Here is a 14,042-nt window from a genome sequence, read left to right as displayed (position 1 = left end):
CGACCTCAGGATCCTTCAGATGTCCTTCGTTCCCGAATCCGCTTCCCCGCCGGAAGCGTCGCACCGGCACGCCGCCGGCAGGCGCGGCCTGCCCGCGCGCATACGGCTTGCGCCATCGATCGCGTCGTCCGGCATGTGCCGCGCCTGCACCCGCGACGGCCCGCCGCGCGGCCCGGCCACGCCATGACCCAGGAACAAACCGGCCGGCCCTGCCCGCCCCCCGCACACGATCGCCGTACGCGCAACACGCTCACTCTCGCTGCCTCATGAACATTCGTTACCTCCTTGCCACGTCCGCCGCCACCGCGCTGCTCTCCCCGATCGCCCATGCCGCCGGCGACGCAGCGCTCCCGCAGCCGTCCCAGCCCGCGGAAGGCGCCGACCTGCCGACGATCAGCGTGACCGACACGCGGTACCTGCCCGAATCGTTCGACCGGCGTTATGCGTCGACGCAGGTGCTCACGCGCGAGGATCTCGACCGGCTGTCGCCGAGCGACCCGAGCATCACGCAGGCACTCGCGACGCTGCCGGGCGTCACCGTTTCGCAGAGCGGCGGCCCCGGCTCATCCTCGTCGGTCAGCATTCGCGGCTCGTCGGCCAGCCAGGTCGCCGTGTTCATCGACGGCATCCGGATCGGCTCGCCGACTACCGGCATCGCACCGTGGGCCGACCTGCCGACCGAAGCGTTCGAACGCGTCGAAGTGATTTCGGGCCCGGCCGCCGCGTCGTTCGGCGCCAATGCGATGGGCGGCGTCGTACAGCTCTTCACGCGCCGTGCGTCCAACCAGCCGAACCAGACCACCGTCTCGTTCGGCGGCGGCTCGAACAAGACGTTCGACACGCAGTTCCGCACGTCGGGCACCGTGCCGTCGACGGGGCCGCTTGCCGCGCTCGGCGGTCTTACCTATTCGCTCGGGCTGCACGACTACAACACGGCCGGCATCGATGCGACGCGGCCCTTCTTCTCCGGTCACGAGGCCGGCCGCAATCCGTATCACGCGCAGGATCTCGATGCGCGCCTCGGTTACGCGCGCGACAACTGGTCGATCTCGACGTTCGCGCTGTATCACCGCTCCGATCTGTCCTTCGACAACCTCGGTTATGCGAACCGCGAGCTCGATCACCAGCTGACGACCGGTGTCGCGTTCCATCTCGACATCACGCCCGACACGCAGTTCGACCAGTCCTTTGGTTATGCGAACGATCGCCAGTTCATCTACGCGGACAACCCGGCCCTCGCGACCGACCAGATCAATTCGCAACGCTTCAGCATCTCGACGTCGCTGACGCATCAGGAGCACGGGTTCCGCCTGTTCGGCCTGCCGCTGTCGGGCGAATCGAAGCTGGCCTACGACTTCACGCGCGAACAGGCGTTCCTGCCGATCGACATTCCCGGCGGCGTGCCGACGCGCAACGACTCCGCGTTCTCGCTGCATCAGTCGGCCACGCTCGGCAGCGTGACGATGTTCCTCGCGGGTCGCCACGAAATCATCGCCGGGCAATCCGTGAACACGGGCAACGCCGCGTTGTCGTGGGCGATCACGCCGGTCTATACGGCGCGCGTGTCGTACGGCAATGCGTACCGCCTGCCGAGCTTCAACGACCTGTACTACCCCGGCTACGGCAATCCGAACCTCAGCCCGGAACGCAGCACGTCGGTCGAGGCCGCGATCGACGCGAACACGTCGTACGGCACGTTCACCGCCGCGATCTACGACACGCGGGTCAACAACCTGGTCGCCTACAACCCGGCGACGTTCTCGCCGATCAACATCGGCCGCTCGCATATTCGCGGCATCGACCTGTCGTACAAGGGGACGATCGGCCGCTCGACGCCGGTGAGCGTCGCGGTCGGCATCCTGAATCCGCAGGACGAGACCAACCAGACCTGGCTCAACCGCCGGCCGCGCCAGACGGTCAGCCTCAACGTCGACCACACGTGGGACGAACTGCACCTGCATGCGCTGAGCACCGGCGCGTCGCTGCTCTACGGCGGTTCGACGTTCGACGACCCGGCCAACACGCAGTATCTGCCGTCGTACCTGACGGTGAGCCTGCGCGCGTCGTACCGGATCAATTCGCACCTGACGGTGTCGGCATCGCTGTCGAACCTGTTCGACCGGCAGTACATGACCGCGTACGGCTACAACACGCTCGGACGCACCGCGTTCGGCAAGGTCAGCTACACGTTCTGACCGCCCCGTGCATCGGCGCCTGCGTCGCGGGCGCCGATGCGTATCGGCGCAACCGGCGCGCGCGGGAAATTGACATCGCCGCAAAAACTAATAGAATTAGTTTTTTGACTAACCCGCATAGCATCCGTCATGGCGCGTGCCGGCATTACCGTAGACAGGCTCGTCGAAGCCGGTGCGCAGCTCGCCGATGAAACCGGCTTCGAGCAGCTCACCGGCGCGGCGCTCGCGCGGCACTTCGACGTCAAGCTGGCCAGCCTGTACTCGCATATCCCGAGTTTCGACGATCTCAAGAGCCGGATCGCGTTGTTCGCGCTGAAGGAGCTCGCCGAGCGCGCGACCGACGCATTGGCCGGCCGCACCGGCAAGGACGCGCTGGCCGCGCTCGCGAACGTCTATCGCGACTATGCGCGCGCGCACCCCGGCCGCTTTGCGGCCGCGCGCCATCCGGTGAGCGCCGAGCGCGCCGCCGAAAGCGCGGGCGGCCGGCTCGTCAGGATGACCTCCGCGGTGCTGCGCAGCTACGACATTCCGGACGCCGAACAGGCTCATGCGATCCGCCTGCTGGGCGGCTTCTTCATGGGCTATGTGACGCTCGAAAGCGCGGGCGGTTTCTCGCACAGCGCGCCGGATTCCGACGCGTCGTGGTCGCGCAGTCTCGATGCGCTGGACGTGATGCTGCGTCACTGGCCTTCGGCCGCATGACGCATCGAACGGAAATCACGCGATGAAAGACAAACCTGACGGCGTCGTCCTGCCGAGCCGTGTCGTTCCCTTCCCGACCTCGATCAGCGACGAAGCGCGCACCGCGTTGCAACGGCTGGTCGGCGACGACGGCGTGCCGCTGAACGCGCGGCACGTGATGCCGGCGCCGGACGATGTCGACGCCTGGCTGCGCGTAAAAGCGGCCACCGATGCGCACTACGCGGCCGCCGTCGAGCAGCTCGGCGGCTATCTGCGTTCGAGCGTGGCAACGATCCGGGCCGGCGACGCGGACGTGCATGTCGCGACGCCCGACGCACCGGCTTCCGGCGAATGCGCGTACATCGACCTGCATGGCGGCGCGCTGATCTTCGGCGGCGGCGCTGCATGCCGGGCCGGCGCGCGGATGCAGGCCGACCGGCTCGGCATCCGCTGCTACGGCGTCGACTACCGCCTGCCGCCCGAGCATCCGTACCCGGCCGCGCTCGACGATTGCATCGCGGCGTATGCGTATGTGCTGGAGCGCTACGCACCGGAAAACATCGTCATCGGCGGCCGCTCGGCGGGCGGCAACCTCGCCGCCGCGATGGTGCTGCGCGCCCGCGACGAAGGCTTGCCGCTGCCGGCCGCGCTGGTGCTGCTGTCGCCGGAAGCCGACCTGACGGAATCCGGCGACAGCTTCGAAACCAACCGGCTCGTCGATGTCGTGTTGCCGGCGTCGCTGATGTCGAACAACCTGCTCTACGCGAATGGCGCCGATCTCGCGCATCCGTATCTGTCGCCGCTGTTCGGCGATTTCGCCGCCGGTTTTCCGCCGACGTTCATCCAGAGCGGCACGCGCGACCTGTTCCTGTCGAACGCCGTGCGCCTGCACCGCGCGTTACGGCGCGCGCTGGTGCCGACCGAGCTTCACGTGTTCGAAGGGATGCCGCATGGCGGGTTCATGGGCGCGCCGGAAGACATGGAACTGAGCCAGGAGATCGCGCGTTTCGTGCGTGCGCATCTGCAGGCGTTGAATGCCGCCGAAGGCGTTCGTTCGAACGGCGCCCCGCCGCAGGGCTAGACCAGGCCGCGCACGCCCGCGACCAGCTGGATCGCGCCGAATGCCGCGATGACGACGGCCGACACGCGCGATAGCCCGTGCATGAACGCGAACGACATCTTCGTGCGCAGCGCGGCGGTCGCGCTGCTCAGGCACAGCCACCAGGTCGCGGAACCGATAAACACGCCGGCGACCATCAGCGCCACGGCCGGCCACATCGCGCCTTCCCGCGCGCCCGACAGCGGGCCCAGCGCCGCGAAAATGCCGACGAACGACAGGATCGTCATCGGGTTCGACAGCGTGAGGCCGAACGTCGTCAGGAAGTCGCGCAGGACGGTCGTGCGCGGCAGGTCGCGTTGCATCGCCGACGCGGCCGGCGCCTGGCGCGCGATGGTCCACGCCAGCCACACGAGAAACGCGCCGCCGCCGATTTTCAGGCCGACGGTCAGCATCGGGAAGGCCGTGACGATGCCCGCGATGCCCAGCGCGCCGAGCAGCCCGTAAATCGCATCGGCGCACGCGGCACCGACGCCCGTCGCGAATCCCGCCTGAAAACCGCGGCTCAGGCTGCGCTGAATGCACAGCATGCCGATCGGGCCGACCGGCACCGCAATCGACAGCCCCATCACGACGGACTTGATGAACAGCATCGCCTGCTCCTTGCGACTTTCAACGGGTGGAACAGGCATCGTAGGGAAAGTCCGGTCATCGCTGAATGCGGTTTTTAAGGAAAAATGGCTGCTCCTCCTTAAAAAATCCCGCCGCGATGGATGAACTGGACTGGAAGGTACTGGCGCTGATGCAGGACAACGGCCGCATCAGCTATACGGAGCTGGCGCGCCAGGTTCACCTGTCGGTGCCGGCGGTGACGGAGCGCGTGAAGCGCCTTGAAGCGGCGGGCGTCGTCGACGGCTACACGGCCCGGATCAATCCGGCCGCGGCCGGCTATCCGGTGAGCGCGCTGATCGGCATCACGGTGCCGCAACCGGCGAAAGCGAAATTCCTCAAGTTGCTGGAGACGATTCCCGAAGTCGTCGAATGCCATCACGTGACGGGCGCGGACTCGTATGTCATGCGGTTCGTCGCCGTCAGCATGGCCCATCTCGAACAGCTGATCGAACGCATCAACCTGTACGGCGAAACGCGCACATCGATCGTGATGTCGACGCCGCTGCCGGCGCGCGGGCTGGCGCGGCCGCCGTCGAAGCTCGATGGTGGCCGCAAGTAGCCGGCCGAGGCCTCGCCGACCGGCAGGTCCTGGCCCGAACCTCAGGCGACCGGTGCCGGCCGGTCACCTGAGCGAGGGTTTCAAGAAGGCCTCATGGGGCAGTTAACTTTCGACGCGAGCTGCTGACCTCATGCATCTGAACGACCCGGGCAAGCCGAGGTCGTGGGAGATGGCAAGGTTGACGCCCCCTGTTCACGGCCATAAGCTGGCCCTCGTTCCAATCGTGAAGAAGGCGCAACCCTTGAGAAAGCTCAATCAGGCAGTGTTTGCCGCGCTCGTCATCGGGTTTGCAACGAGTTTCGCGCACGCGCAGCAGCCGGCTGCGAGCAGCTCGGACGTCGCGCCGGCCACACCGGTCATGTACGTGCGGCCTTTCCAGGTCGTTCAGGAAAGCGACGGCTCGGGACGCTTGCTGTCCCGCACGCGGGCGACCATTCACGCGAGGTCGGCTAGCCAGAATGCAGGTGCGTTGGCGCAGGCCATCGTCCAGCAGCTCGGCAACGCGGGCGTCACCGCGCGTTATCTCGCGCCCGGCGAACCGTCGCCGCGGGTCGCGTCGGGCTGGCTGATCGGCGGCGTTTTCTATTCACGCGCCCCGAGCGGCCGCATTCAGTCGCTGCTGCAAGGCGGCTCGGGCGACGACAGCCCGAACACGGAAGTCTCGGTGACGATCGCCGACGCGGCCGGGGACGCCAACGTGCCGTTTGCGGTCATCGGCGTGGCGGATGCGATCAAGGCGCAAGGCACGGTGGCGAGCTGGAATCCGTACGTCGTTGCGGCGAAGTTCGTCGTCAAGAAAGCCGAGGGGACGACCGCGGTTGATTCGTTGGCGAAGGATATCGCCAATCAGATCATCGGGCACCTGGATGCGTTGCAGCAGCATGCCGCGGCACCGCCGCATTGAGGTGAAGCCAGGAGACGGCTTGCGCAAAAAGTTGAGTGTCGCCATGCAACTTTTTTGAAGCCGTCTCCCAGGTCATTGGGCACCGCTGCCCGTGCGACGTTCGGCGCCGACCGGCTATTTGCCGGCCACGCCGCCGAGCAGGCCGCCCACCAGCGACGTCACCGGCGCGAGCGGATTGCCGAGCGCGCCCAACGGATTGCCGCCGCCGGTGCCGGTCGCAGAGCCACCGTGCACGGCCGCCGGCATACCGCCGACCACGCTCGTCACCAGGCCGGCGATCGGCACCGCGCCGTTCGCACCGCTCGGATTCACGAGCCCGCCCACGTTGGTCACCGTATTGCCGACCGCACGGACGAGTTCACCGACACCGCTCACGACCGGCTGCGGCGACGCCGATGTCACCTTCCATCCGGCCGACGTGATTGCCCCGCCGATTTGCCCGAGCAGGCCGGCGACCGGCTGGCCGAGGCCGGTTGCGGTGCCGACCTGTTGCGTGAGCTGGCCGGCCGTCGTCACGAGCGGCGTGATCGCCGTGCTAAGCGCCTGCGTCGCCTGCTGGACCGGGCCTGACGACAGCGCCGAGCCGAGCATCGTGCCGCCCGACTTCAGACCGCCGGCCACCGTGTCGAGCAGGCCGCCGACCGGCGTCGTGAGCGGTGCCAGCGGCGACAGCGGGCCGGAGCCGAGCGCCTTCACCGTATCGGCGAGACCGCTGACCGGATTGCTGGTCGAGCCGACGATCGTGCCGAGGCCGGCGACCGTCGAGCCGACCGGGTTCGTCGTGAAACCCATCTGACCGATGCCGTTGCTCACCGCGTTCGACGTATCGCGGATGAGCGTGCCGGCGCCGGTGACCGTGTTGGCGAGCCCGGTGGTCACGCCCTTGGTTCCGCCCGGAGGGCTTGCGCCGGCGATCGTGACGCCCACATCGGTGACGACCGAACCGACCGAGCTGATGATGCCGTTCGTGCCCGGCGTTCCGCTTGTGCCACTGCTGCTCGTGCCACTGCTGCTCGTGCCGCTGCTGCTTGTGCCGCTGCTGCTCGTGCCGCTGCTGCTCGTGCCGCTGCTGCTCGTGCCGCTGCTGCTCGTGCCGCTGCTGCTTGTGCCACTGCTGCTCGTGCCGCTGCTGCTCGTGCCGCTACTGCTTGTGCCGCTGCTGCTTGTGCCGCTGCTGCTCGTGCCGCTGCTGCTTGTGCCGCTGCTGCTCGTGCCGCTGCTGCTTGTGCCGCTGCTGCTCGTGCCGCTGCTGCTTGTGCCGCTGCTGCCGCTCGTGCCACTGCTCCCGCTCGTGCCACTTGTACCGCTTGACGTACCGGTCGTACTCGTTCCGATGGTGTTACCGCCCGGTGTCGGCGAGGTAACGTCGTTGCCGCCGCACGCAGCCAGCGCGCACGCCGCGGCGATGGCGGCGAGCGCAACGTTCGCCTTGATGAAATGATTTTGCATGGAAGCCCCCGTAAGCTATTCAGCGCGATCATTTCAGCAAGCAGCTACCGTGCCATCTCTATCGGCGTCATTAACAATCCTGCAACCGTCCAGCAGCGATCGTCCTGGCGGCCCTTTCCGGCACGACGCATCGCAAGCGAGTCCAGCCCTTCGGTTCAATCGACGCTGGCGTGCCGGCAATCTCGACGTAACATCGGCCCTGCGTTACGTAGCACGAATGGAAAAAACCTGCCGTGACCGCGCATGCGCGGCATCTTCGTCACGGTCGCTTCACAAGCTTGACGATCGTAAGCGTGCCGTTGACGCTTTCGACCCGCACCCCGACCCGGTCGCCCACATCAAGCGGCGCGATCATGGCCGCATCGGCGATCTTGAACGCCATCGTCATCGGCGGCATCCCGATGTTGTCGAGTGCATCACACGATCAACGTCACGCCAGCCCAGGCGATCAGCACGACGCCCAGCGCGCGGCCGATACGTTCGCCGCCGGGCAGGATCTTTTCCGCGAACACGACGAGCGACAGCGCGGCAATCCAGACGACATTCATCACGCCGCCGACGAACAGCAGCGCCATCAGCAACCAGCAGCAGCCGACGCAATACATCCCGTGCCGCGCGCCGAGCAGGAAACTGCCGGCGACACCCGGGCGCCAGTGCGCGACCAGGAACCCGGCCGGCGCACGGCATTGCCGAAGGCACGCACGCTTCAGCGGCGAGAATTGATAGAGCCCGGCCAGCGCCAGCACGATCGCGGACAGGACGGCGCTCTTCGACCACAGCATCATCGCGGAGATCAGCCCGGCCGGCTGCAGCAGCTTCTGAAGCAACGCCGCGCCGATCGAGAACGCGAACCATGCGGTCAGATAACCGGCCAGCAGCGCCACCGACGTGAACGCCGAACCCGCACCGTCGGCACTGCGATGTCGCAGCACGCGCCGGTACAGCATCACGAGCGGCGCCGCGCTGGGCGTCATCATCGCAATCATCATCACCCACCACATCACGATCACGGTCGGCAGCGACGGATCCATGCTGCCCATGTCGTCCGCGAGACGATGCGGAAACAGCGCGACCGTCGTCATCTCCAGCGCCGACATGCCGGTTCCCGCACCCGTCCACAAGTAGAACCAGCAGATGCCGACGAGCGCGGCCATGCCGAGCAGCGTGATGACGCGCTCGCGCCCGAGCCAGTTGTCGAGGGGAATCATGCCGCGACGCGATGCCGGATCAGCCCGTGGTTGTTCAGGTGCAGCCGCGCGAACTGCGCATAGGTGCCGTCGAGGGTCAGCACGATGTTGCCTTGCGAGCGCCCCGTACCCGAGCCGATCTCGGCCAGCTCGTATTCGAAGCCGTGCGGCAGGTCGATCCGCACGCGATGCTCGGCGCCCGTCACCGGGTTGAGGATCGGTTCGCCCTCGACATCGAACACACCCTCGACGTGAATCCGGCCGCGCCGTGCATCGACATCGACGTCGAAATCGATCCTCGTGAAGATCGGATCGAACGCGTGCTCGAGCGTCGACGCATACACCGAGAACATCGTCGCAAACGGATCGGTATCCTGACCGGTCATGATCTTCAGCACCGCCTCGCGCTGTGCCGGACTCGCGCGCTCGTCGACGATCGGCTGGCACTTGCCCTTGCCTTCGTGGACGGGCCCCGGCCACTGAAACACGACCGCGATCCTGACACCGTCGAGCACCACGTCGCCGTAGTGACCGCTGTCGATCGACATCGCGCCCATCGCCTCGCAATTGCCGTTGGTTGGCAACGCATTGAACTGGCAGGGGCAACCGTATGAACAATTGCAGCTGATCATTTCGGTGCCCTGAATCTCCCACGGCGTCATGACTCCACCTCGCGCTCAGTGACATGTGAACGCTTCGAATCTAGTGCACGCCACGGTGAAATCAAAGCTGGAACGAAGGCCCGTTTCGACGCGTGAAAACCGTGCGCCACGGCGTCACGCAAGACGTTTCGAAGCACTCGCGCGAGTGCTGCTCCGGCGACCGCCGTCTCACTCGGATCTCACACGAACAGCGACGCGACGATCGCACACCACACCGCAATCGCGCCGCACAGAAACACGCGCCGCGCGACGAACATGCGCGACTCGTCGTCGGGGGTTTTCATCGGCGATGTCGCGAGAAACGGCACGCTGGCGAGGCACGCGAAGCCCAACAGCGCGGGCAAGATCACGATGTAGTCGCCGAACCGCCAGGGCAGCGGCTCGTGCCATCCCCAGTAGCCGAGAAACAGCATGCCCAGCGAAAACATCGTCGCGGCGGCCGAGCTGAGCGCGACCACCGATCCCGTCGGAAATTGCATGGGAGCCTCCGTTCGCGCCGCGTGCGCGACGCGGGATCATTATCCCGGCACGGAAGGTGAAAACACAACGACCGCCGGCGGCCGCCATCCACGCGCGCGAACCGCGCTCAACCGCTCATTCCGCCCAGGATCGCCGGGATCTCCTCGGCCAACCGCAGGCTCGAATGGATCCGGAACACGGGTTCGGCGTCGACGCCGGGCATCGGCATCGAGCAATCGGTAAAGACCAGCAGATACGCGTTGTCACGGATTGACAGAGTCGATTCGATCGAATTGCCACATCGCGCCGCTAACCCGGCTTCTTCGCCGACTGCACGACGGCAATCCAGCTCACCGCCGCCGCCGCGACCCAGCAACAGGTGATCATCAGGTCGAGATCCATCCAGCCCTCGAAATTCGCACTGTTTTCGAAACTGCAGCGATGATGGCCCCTGACCCAGACGCAACCACTGATGAACTGCTGAACGTGCATGTAAACGTTGAACACGGCGAAAGCGGAGATAATCACGGCGACCCGCAGGCGTGTGCTGTTTTTCATTGGCGCTGAAGGCGTGGGATGAGTTGCTGCCGATCTTAAGCCAACGGCGATGTGCGACGCAAATCGATCCTGCAGCGGCCCGATCCACCGGCAGGCGCGACCGATGCGGGATCGCGGCGAAAACGACGGAGAACACGGATGACGAAGCAGGACACGATCGCATTGATCGTCGATCCCGACAGCGGCGAACGGATTCACGACATCGCCGCAATCGTTCGGCACACGTGGGTCGTGACGAGCCCCGTGAACGATGCCGTGGTCAAGCAGATCTGGACTGCGTCGCTGGCCCCGTCCGGGCAAGACGGCGAAAGTCGCGTCACCACCTTCCTGCGATATGGCAGCGACCGGGAAAGCTGGTGCGCGGGAATACTGGATGCCGTGGACGATCACCACACCAGCACAATGCATCGCGACGGCTATTCGATTCTGGAGGTCTACGGCACCCCACTTTCGGCGCGTCTTCGGCAAGCCCTCTCCAGCCTCGGATTTTTCGGGTTTATGGCAACGGCAACAGGATTTCGCGTCACCAGGCACGCATCCGCAGAATGACGGCTGGCCGCCGCCCCGCTCACCCGCCGATCGGCCTGATCGTCCTCAAGCAATCCGCCGCCAGCTGCTGATAAATCCGCGTGCCGTTCGCCTTCGCGTCGATCTCCGCATCGCTCAAGCGCCGCACGACCCGCCCCGGCACGCCCGCGAGCAACACGCCGCGCGGCACGTCGTAACCGGCCTTCACGAACGCGCAGGCGGCGACGATCGTTGTCGCGCCGATCGTCGCGCCGTCCATCACGACCGCGTTCATCCCGATCATCGTGTCCGGTTCCAGCGTCGCACCATGCACGATCGCGCCGTGGCCGATGTGGCTGTTGACGCCGAGCCGGCAGGTCTCGCCGATCCCGACATGCAGCACGCAGCCGTCCTGCACGTTGCTGCCTTCATCGACGACGATCGCGCCGAAGTCGCCGCGCAGGCTCGCATGCGGGCCGATGTAGCAGCGCGCGCCGATCGTCACGTCGCCGATCACGACCGCGCTCGGGTCGATATACGCGGACGGATCGACGCGCGGCCGCATCCCGTTGAATTCGAACAGCGGCATCGGTCAGAGCGCCGCGGCCGCTTCCGGCACGAGCGTGAACAGGTCGCCGACGACGCCGTAGTCGGCCACGCTGAAGATTGGCGCTTCCGGATCCTTGTTGATCGCGACGATCACCTTCGAATCCTTCATGCCGGCCAAGTGCTGGATCGCACCCGAGATGCCGACCGCGATGTACAGCTGCGGCGCGACGATCTTGCCGGTCTGGCCGACCTGATAGTCGTTCGGCACGTAACCTGCGTCGACCGCCGCGCGCGACGCGCCGAGCGCGGCGTGCAGCTTGTCGGCCAGCGGCTCCAGCACCTTCGTGTAGTTTTCGCCGCTACCGAGGCCACGGCCACCCGACACGACGATGCTCGCGCTGGTGAGTTCCGGACGGTCCAGCTTCGTCACTTCACGGCTCACGAACTGCGACTTGCCGGCGTCGGCGGCCGCTTCGATCTTCTCGATCGCAGCGTTGCCGCCAACGGCTGCCACCGCATCGAAACCCGTCGCACGCACCGTGATGATCTTGACCGGGTCGCCCGACTGCACCGTCGCGATCGCGTTGCCTGCGTAGATCGGGCGTTCGAACGTATCGGCCGACACAACCGCCGTGATCTCGGAGATCTGGGCGACGTCCAGCTTCGCGGCAATGCGCGGCGCGACGTTCTTGCCGTAGGCAGTAGCCGGCGCAACGATATGCGAGTAATGCGCCGCGACGCTCACGACCGTCGCTTCGACGTTTTCCGCGAGGCCATTAGCCAACTGCGGCGCGTCGGCCAACAGCACCTTCGCAACACCCGCAATCCGTGCCGCCGCCTCGGCCGCCGCTTGCGCGTTGTGCCCTGCGACGAGCACGTGAACGTCGCCACCGCCTGCCGCGTTGAGCGCGTGCGCCGCCGCCACTGCATTCAGCGTCGCGGCCTTGATCGACGCATCGTCGTGTTCTGCAATCACCAGAATCGTCATTTCGTTGCGTTCCCTGTTACAGCACCTTGGCTTCGGTCTTCAGCTTCCCGACCAGCGTCTGCACGTCCGGCACCTTCACGCCGGCCGCGCGCTTCGGCGGCTCGTTCACCTTGAGCACCTTCAGGCGCGGCGTCACGTCCACGCCAAGGTCGTCGGGCTTCACGATTTCCAGCGGCTTCTTCTTCGCCTTCATGATGTTCGGCAACGTCACGTAGCGCGGCTCGTTCAAACGCAGGTCGGTGGTCACCACGGCCGGCAGTTGCAGCGACAGCGTTTCCGCGCCGCCGTCGACTTCGCGCGCGACCGTGGCACGGCCGTCGGCAATCGTCACCTTCGACGCGAAAGTCGCTTGCGGCAATCCGGCGAGTGCGGCCAGCATCTGGCCGGTCTGGTTCGAATCATCGTCGATCGCCTGCTTGCCGAGAATCACGAGCGAAGGTTGTTCCTTGTCGACCAGCGCCTTCAGCACCTTCGCGACGCCCAGCGGTTCGACGCCGTCATTCGACTCGACGAGGATCGCGCGATCCGCGCCGATCGCGAGCGCCGTGCGCAGCGTTTCCTGCGCCTGCGCGACGCCGACCGACACGGCGACCACCTCGGTCACGACACCGGCCTCCTTCAATCGCACGGCCTCTTCCACCGCGATCTCGTCGAACGGGTTCATCGACATCTTCACGTTCGCGATGTCGACGCCGGTCCGGTCGGATTTCACGCCGACCTTCACGTTCGCGTCGACCACGCGTTTCACTGCCACGAGCACTTTCAACTGCCTGTCTCCTGTTCCGTTGCGCGTACCGCCTCGCGTCAGCGCGCGGTGTACCCGCCGTCGATCACGAGTTCCGCACCCGTCACGTAACGACCCGCCGGCGACACGAGATACAGGATGCCGGCCGCGATGTCGCGCGGGCTGCCGATCTTCGCCATCGGCACGTGCGTCTGCAGATAACCGAACACGTTGTCGGGGTCCTGCCCCATCTGGCGGAACGCTTCCTCGAGCATCGGCGTGCGGATATAGCCCGGATGCACCGAGTTCGCGCGGATGTTCTTCGCCGCGTACAGCATCGCGTCGACCTTCGCCATCATCCGCACCGCGGCCTTCGACGCGTGATACGCGGGCACGTCCGGGCCGCCGACGATCCCGTACATCGACGACAGGTTCACGATCGACCCGCCGCCGGCCGCGTCGATGTGCGGAATCGCCGCGCGCGTGCACAGGAACACGCCGTTGACGTTCACGTCCTGCACGCGCTGCCATTGCGCGAGCGTGAGTTCGTGCGTCGGCACGTTGTGCCCTTCGATGCCCGCGTTGTTCACGAGCACGTCGAGGCGTCCGAAGCGCGCGACGATCTCGCCGAACACGCGCGCCACGTCGGCCTCCTGCGTGACGTCGAGCAACCAGAACGCCGCCTGGCCGCCCTGCGCGCGGATTTCCTCGACCAGCGCTTCCGCCGGCTGCGACAGCACGTCGAGAATCGCGACGCTGGCACCGGCGGCCGCCAGCGTGCGGGCCGTCTCCGCGCCGATGCCGCGCGCGCCACCGGTGATCGCGGCCACCTTGCCGCGCAGGTCGAACAGTTCTTCAATGAGTTTCATGGTGTCTCCGTGTAATTAGCTG

The 14,042-nt window shown here is 66.4% G+C and carries 16 protein-coding genes and 1 pseudogene; 6 read left to right on the top strand and 11 right to left on the bottom strand.

The annotated features are described in order from the left end of the window. Positions 1–266: 266 nt before the first annotated feature. The 3 genes from ACTRWB_RS08990 to ACTRWB_RS08980 all read left to right on the top strand — a co-directional run bounded on the left by ACTRWB_RS08990 (position 267) and on the right by ACTRWB_RS08980 (position 3,957). Positions 267–2,195, top strand: coding sequence for a TonB-dependent receptor domain-containing protein (locus ACTRWB_RS08990; RefSeq protein WP_446901641.1), 1,929 nt, complete (start codon positions 267–269; stop codon positions 2,193–2,195). Between the two features lie 129 nt (positions 2,196–2,324). After that, positions 2,325–2,897: a TetR/AcrR family transcriptional regulator gene (locus ACTRWB_RS08985; protein ID WP_343494511.1), complete on the top strand. Its 573-nt coding sequence runs from the start codon at positions 2,325–2,327 to the stop codon at positions 2,895–2,897. Positions 2,898–2,919: 22 nt separating this feature from the next. Continuing rightward, on the top strand, positions 2,920–3,957 hold the full coding sequence (locus tag ACTRWB_RS08980; RefSeq protein ID WP_446901640.1) for an alpha/beta hydrolase: 1,038 nt from the start codon (positions 2,920–2,922) through the stop codon (positions 3,955–3,957). On the opposite strand, the gene ACTRWB_RS08975 is transcribed toward ACTRWB_RS08980, so the two are convergent. Beyond that, positions 3,954–4,586, bottom strand: coding sequence for a LysE family translocator (locus ACTRWB_RS08975; protein ID WP_419689482.1), 633 nt, complete (start codon positions 4,584–4,586; stop codon positions 3,954–3,956). The genes ACTRWB_RS08980 and ACTRWB_RS08975 overlap by 4 nt on opposite strands. A 116-nt stretch (positions 4,587–4,702) precedes the next feature. Here ACTRWB_RS08975 and ACTRWB_RS08970 point away from each other — a divergent pair, with 116 nt between their 5' ends. Together ACTRWB_RS08970 and ACTRWB_RS08965 are read left to right on the top strand one after the other, a co-directional pair. Next, entirely contained in the window at positions 4,703–5,164 is a 462-nt protein-coding gene (locus ACTRWB_RS08970) for an Lrp/AsnC family transcriptional regulator (RefSeq protein ID WP_129514986.1), read from the top strand. A gap of 130 nt (positions 5,165–5,294) precedes the next feature. Further along, positions 5,295–6,068 carry a hypothetical protein gene (locus ACTRWB_RS08965; protein WP_446901639.1) on the top strand — a complete coding sequence of 258 codons (774 nt, stop codon included), beginning with the start codon at positions 5,295–5,297 and terminating at the stop codon, positions 6,066–6,068. Positions 6,069–6,182: 114 nt separating this feature from the next. On the opposite strand, the gene ACTRWB_RS08960 is transcribed toward ACTRWB_RS08965, so the two are convergent. The 6 genes and pseudogenes from ACTRWB_RS08960 to ACTRWB_RS08935 all read right to left on the bottom strand — a co-directional run bounded on the left by ACTRWB_RS08960 (position 6,183) and on the right by ACTRWB_RS08935 (position 10,383). Further along, on the bottom strand, positions 6,183–7,517 hold the full coding sequence (locus ACTRWB_RS08960) for a collagen-like triple helix repeat-containing protein (protein ID WP_446901638.1): 1,335 nt from the start codon (positions 7,515–7,517) through the stop codon (positions 6,183–6,185). A 259-nt stretch (positions 7,518–7,776) separates the two neighbouring features. After that, a pseudogene (locus ACTRWB_RS08955) lies at positions 7,777–7,932 on the bottom strand (copper-binding protein); the annotation flags it as partial. A 1-nt stretch (position 7,933) separates the two neighbouring features. After that, positions 7,934–8,725, bottom strand: a complete 792-nt coding sequence (locus tag ACTRWB_RS08950; protein WP_446901637.1) for a DUF2182 domain-containing protein — start codon at positions 8,723–8,725, stop codon at positions 7,934–7,936. Then, complete coding sequence (locus ACTRWB_RS08945) at positions 8,722–9,366, bottom strand: DUF1326 domain-containing protein (protein ID WP_446901636.1); 645 nt, start codon at positions 9,364–9,366, stop codon at positions 8,722–8,724. Before ACTRWB_RS08945 ends, ACTRWB_RS08950 begins: the two co-directional genes overlap by 4 nt. Positions 9,367–9,545: 179 nt before the next feature. Beyond that, positions 9,546–9,845 (bottom strand): hypothetical protein, encoded by a 300-nt coding sequence (locus tag ACTRWB_RS08940; RefSeq protein WP_048251107.1) that lies wholly within the window; start codon positions 9,843–9,845, stop codon positions 9,546–9,548. 289 nt (positions 9,846–10,134) lie between these two features. After that, positions 10,135–10,383 (bottom strand): hypothetical protein, encoded by a 249-nt coding sequence (locus ACTRWB_RS08935; protein WP_446901635.1) that lies wholly within the window; start codon positions 10,381–10,383, stop codon positions 10,135–10,137. A 138-nt stretch (positions 10,384–10,521) separates the two neighbouring features. On the opposite strand from ACTRWB_RS08935, the gene ACTRWB_RS08930 reads away from it, so the two are divergent. Continuing rightward, positions 10,522–10,932 carry a hypothetical protein gene (locus ACTRWB_RS08930; protein ID WP_446901634.1) on the top strand — a complete coding sequence of 137 codons (411 nt, stop codon included), beginning with the start codon at positions 10,522–10,524 and terminating at the stop codon, positions 10,930–10,932. A gap of 19 nt (positions 10,933–10,951) precedes the next feature. Here ACTRWB_RS08930 and ACTRWB_RS08925 read toward each other — a convergent pair whose 3' ends face one another. From ACTRWB_RS08925 to ACTRWB_RS08910, 4 genes are read right to left on the bottom strand one after another with little or no spacing between them, the layout of a single operon-like run. Then, entirely contained in the window at positions 10,952–11,479 is a 528-nt protein-coding gene (locus tag ACTRWB_RS08925) for an acyltransferase (RefSeq protein ID WP_446901633.1), read from the bottom strand. Between the two features lie 3 nt (positions 11,480–11,482). After that, positions 11,483–12,427, bottom strand: a complete 945-nt coding sequence (locus ACTRWB_RS08920) for an electron transfer flavoprotein subunit alpha/FixB family protein (protein WP_446901632.1) — start codon at positions 12,425–12,427, stop codon at positions 11,483–11,485. A 16-nt stretch (positions 12,428–12,443) separates the two neighbouring features. Continuing rightward, positions 12,444–13,193 carry an electron transfer flavoprotein subunit beta/FixA family protein gene (locus ACTRWB_RS08915; RefSeq protein WP_446901631.1) on the bottom strand — a complete coding sequence of 250 codons (750 nt, stop codon included), beginning with the start codon at positions 13,191–13,193 and terminating at the stop codon, positions 12,444–12,446. A 38-nt stretch (positions 13,194–13,231) separates the two neighbouring features. Beyond that, a complete protein-coding gene (locus tag ACTRWB_RS08910) occupies positions 13,232–14,020 on the bottom strand; it encodes an SDR family NAD(P)-dependent oxidoreductase (protein ID WP_048251101.1) in 789 nt (262 codons plus the stop codon). Positions 14,021–14,042 lie beyond the last annotated feature (22 nt).

Source organism: Burkholderia sp. YIM B11467 (assembly GCF_052952715.1).
Note: the sequence above shows the minus strand (reverse complement) of the source record. Positions and strands in the feature narration are given on the sequence as shown.

What these genes read in the sequence shown, in the direction of transcription:
- ACTRWB_RS08965 (WP_446901639.1), top strand. Translation starts at nt 5,295, where the DNA reads ATGCATCTGAACGACCCGGGCAAGCCGAGGTCGTGGGAGATGGCAAGG.
- ACTRWB_RS08950 (WP_446901637.1), bottom strand. Translation starts at nt 8,725, where the DNA reads ATGATTCCCCTCGACAACTGGCTCGGGCGCGAGCGCGTCATCACGCTG.
- ACTRWB_RS08930 (WP_446901634.1), top strand. Translation starts at nt 10,522, where the DNA reads ATGACGAAGCAGGACACGATCGCATTGATCGTCGATCCCGACAGCGGC.
- ACTRWB_RS08935 (WP_446901635.1), bottom strand. Translation starts at nt 10,383, where the DNA reads ATGAAAAACAGCACACGCCTGCGGGTCGCCGTGATTATCTCCGCTTTC.
- ACTRWB_RS08940 (WP_048251107.1), bottom strand. Translation starts at nt 9,845, where the DNA reads ATGCAATTTCCGACGGGATCGGTGGTCGCGCTCAGCTCGGCCGCCGCG.
- ACTRWB_RS08980 (WP_446901640.1), top strand. Translation starts at nt 2,920, where the DNA reads ATGAAAGACAAACCTGACGGCGTCGTCCTGCCGAGCCGTGTCGTTCCC.
- ACTRWB_RS08975 (WP_419689482.1), bottom strand. Translation starts at nt 4,586, where the DNA reads ATGCTGTTCATCAAGTCCGTCGTGATGGGGCTGTCGATTGCGGTGCCG.
- ACTRWB_RS08910 (WP_048251101.1), bottom strand. Translation starts at nt 14,020, where the DNA reads ATGAAACTCATTGAAGAACTGTTCGACCTGCGCGGCAAGGTGGCCGCG.
- ACTRWB_RS08990 (WP_446901641.1), top strand. Translation starts at nt 267, where the DNA reads ATGAACATTCGTTACCTCCTTGCCACGTCCGCCGCCACCGCGCTGCTC.
- ACTRWB_RS08960 (WP_446901638.1), bottom strand. Translation starts at nt 7,517, where the DNA reads ATGCAAAATCATTTCATCAAGGCGAACGTTGCGCTCGCCGCCATCGCC.
- ACTRWB_RS08920 (WP_446901632.1), bottom strand. Translation starts at nt 12,427, where the DNA reads ATGACGATTCTGGTGATTGCAGAACACGACGATGCGTCGATCAAGGCC.
- ACTRWB_RS08925 (WP_446901633.1), bottom strand. Translation starts at nt 11,479, where the DNA reads ATGCCGCTGTTCGAATTCAACGGGATGCGGCCGCGCGTCGATCCGTCC.
- ACTRWB_RS08985 (WP_343494511.1), top strand. Translation starts at nt 2,325, where the DNA reads ATGGCGCGTGCCGGCATTACCGTAGACAGGCTCGTCGAAGCCGGTGCG.
- ACTRWB_RS08945 (WP_446901636.1), bottom strand. Translation starts at nt 9,366, where the DNA reads ATGACGCCGTGGGAGATTCAGGGCACCGAAATGATCAGCTGCAATTGT.
- ACTRWB_RS08970 (WP_129514986.1), top strand. Translation starts at nt 4,703, where the DNA reads ATGGATGAACTGGACTGGAAGGTACTGGCGCTGATGCAGGACAACGGC.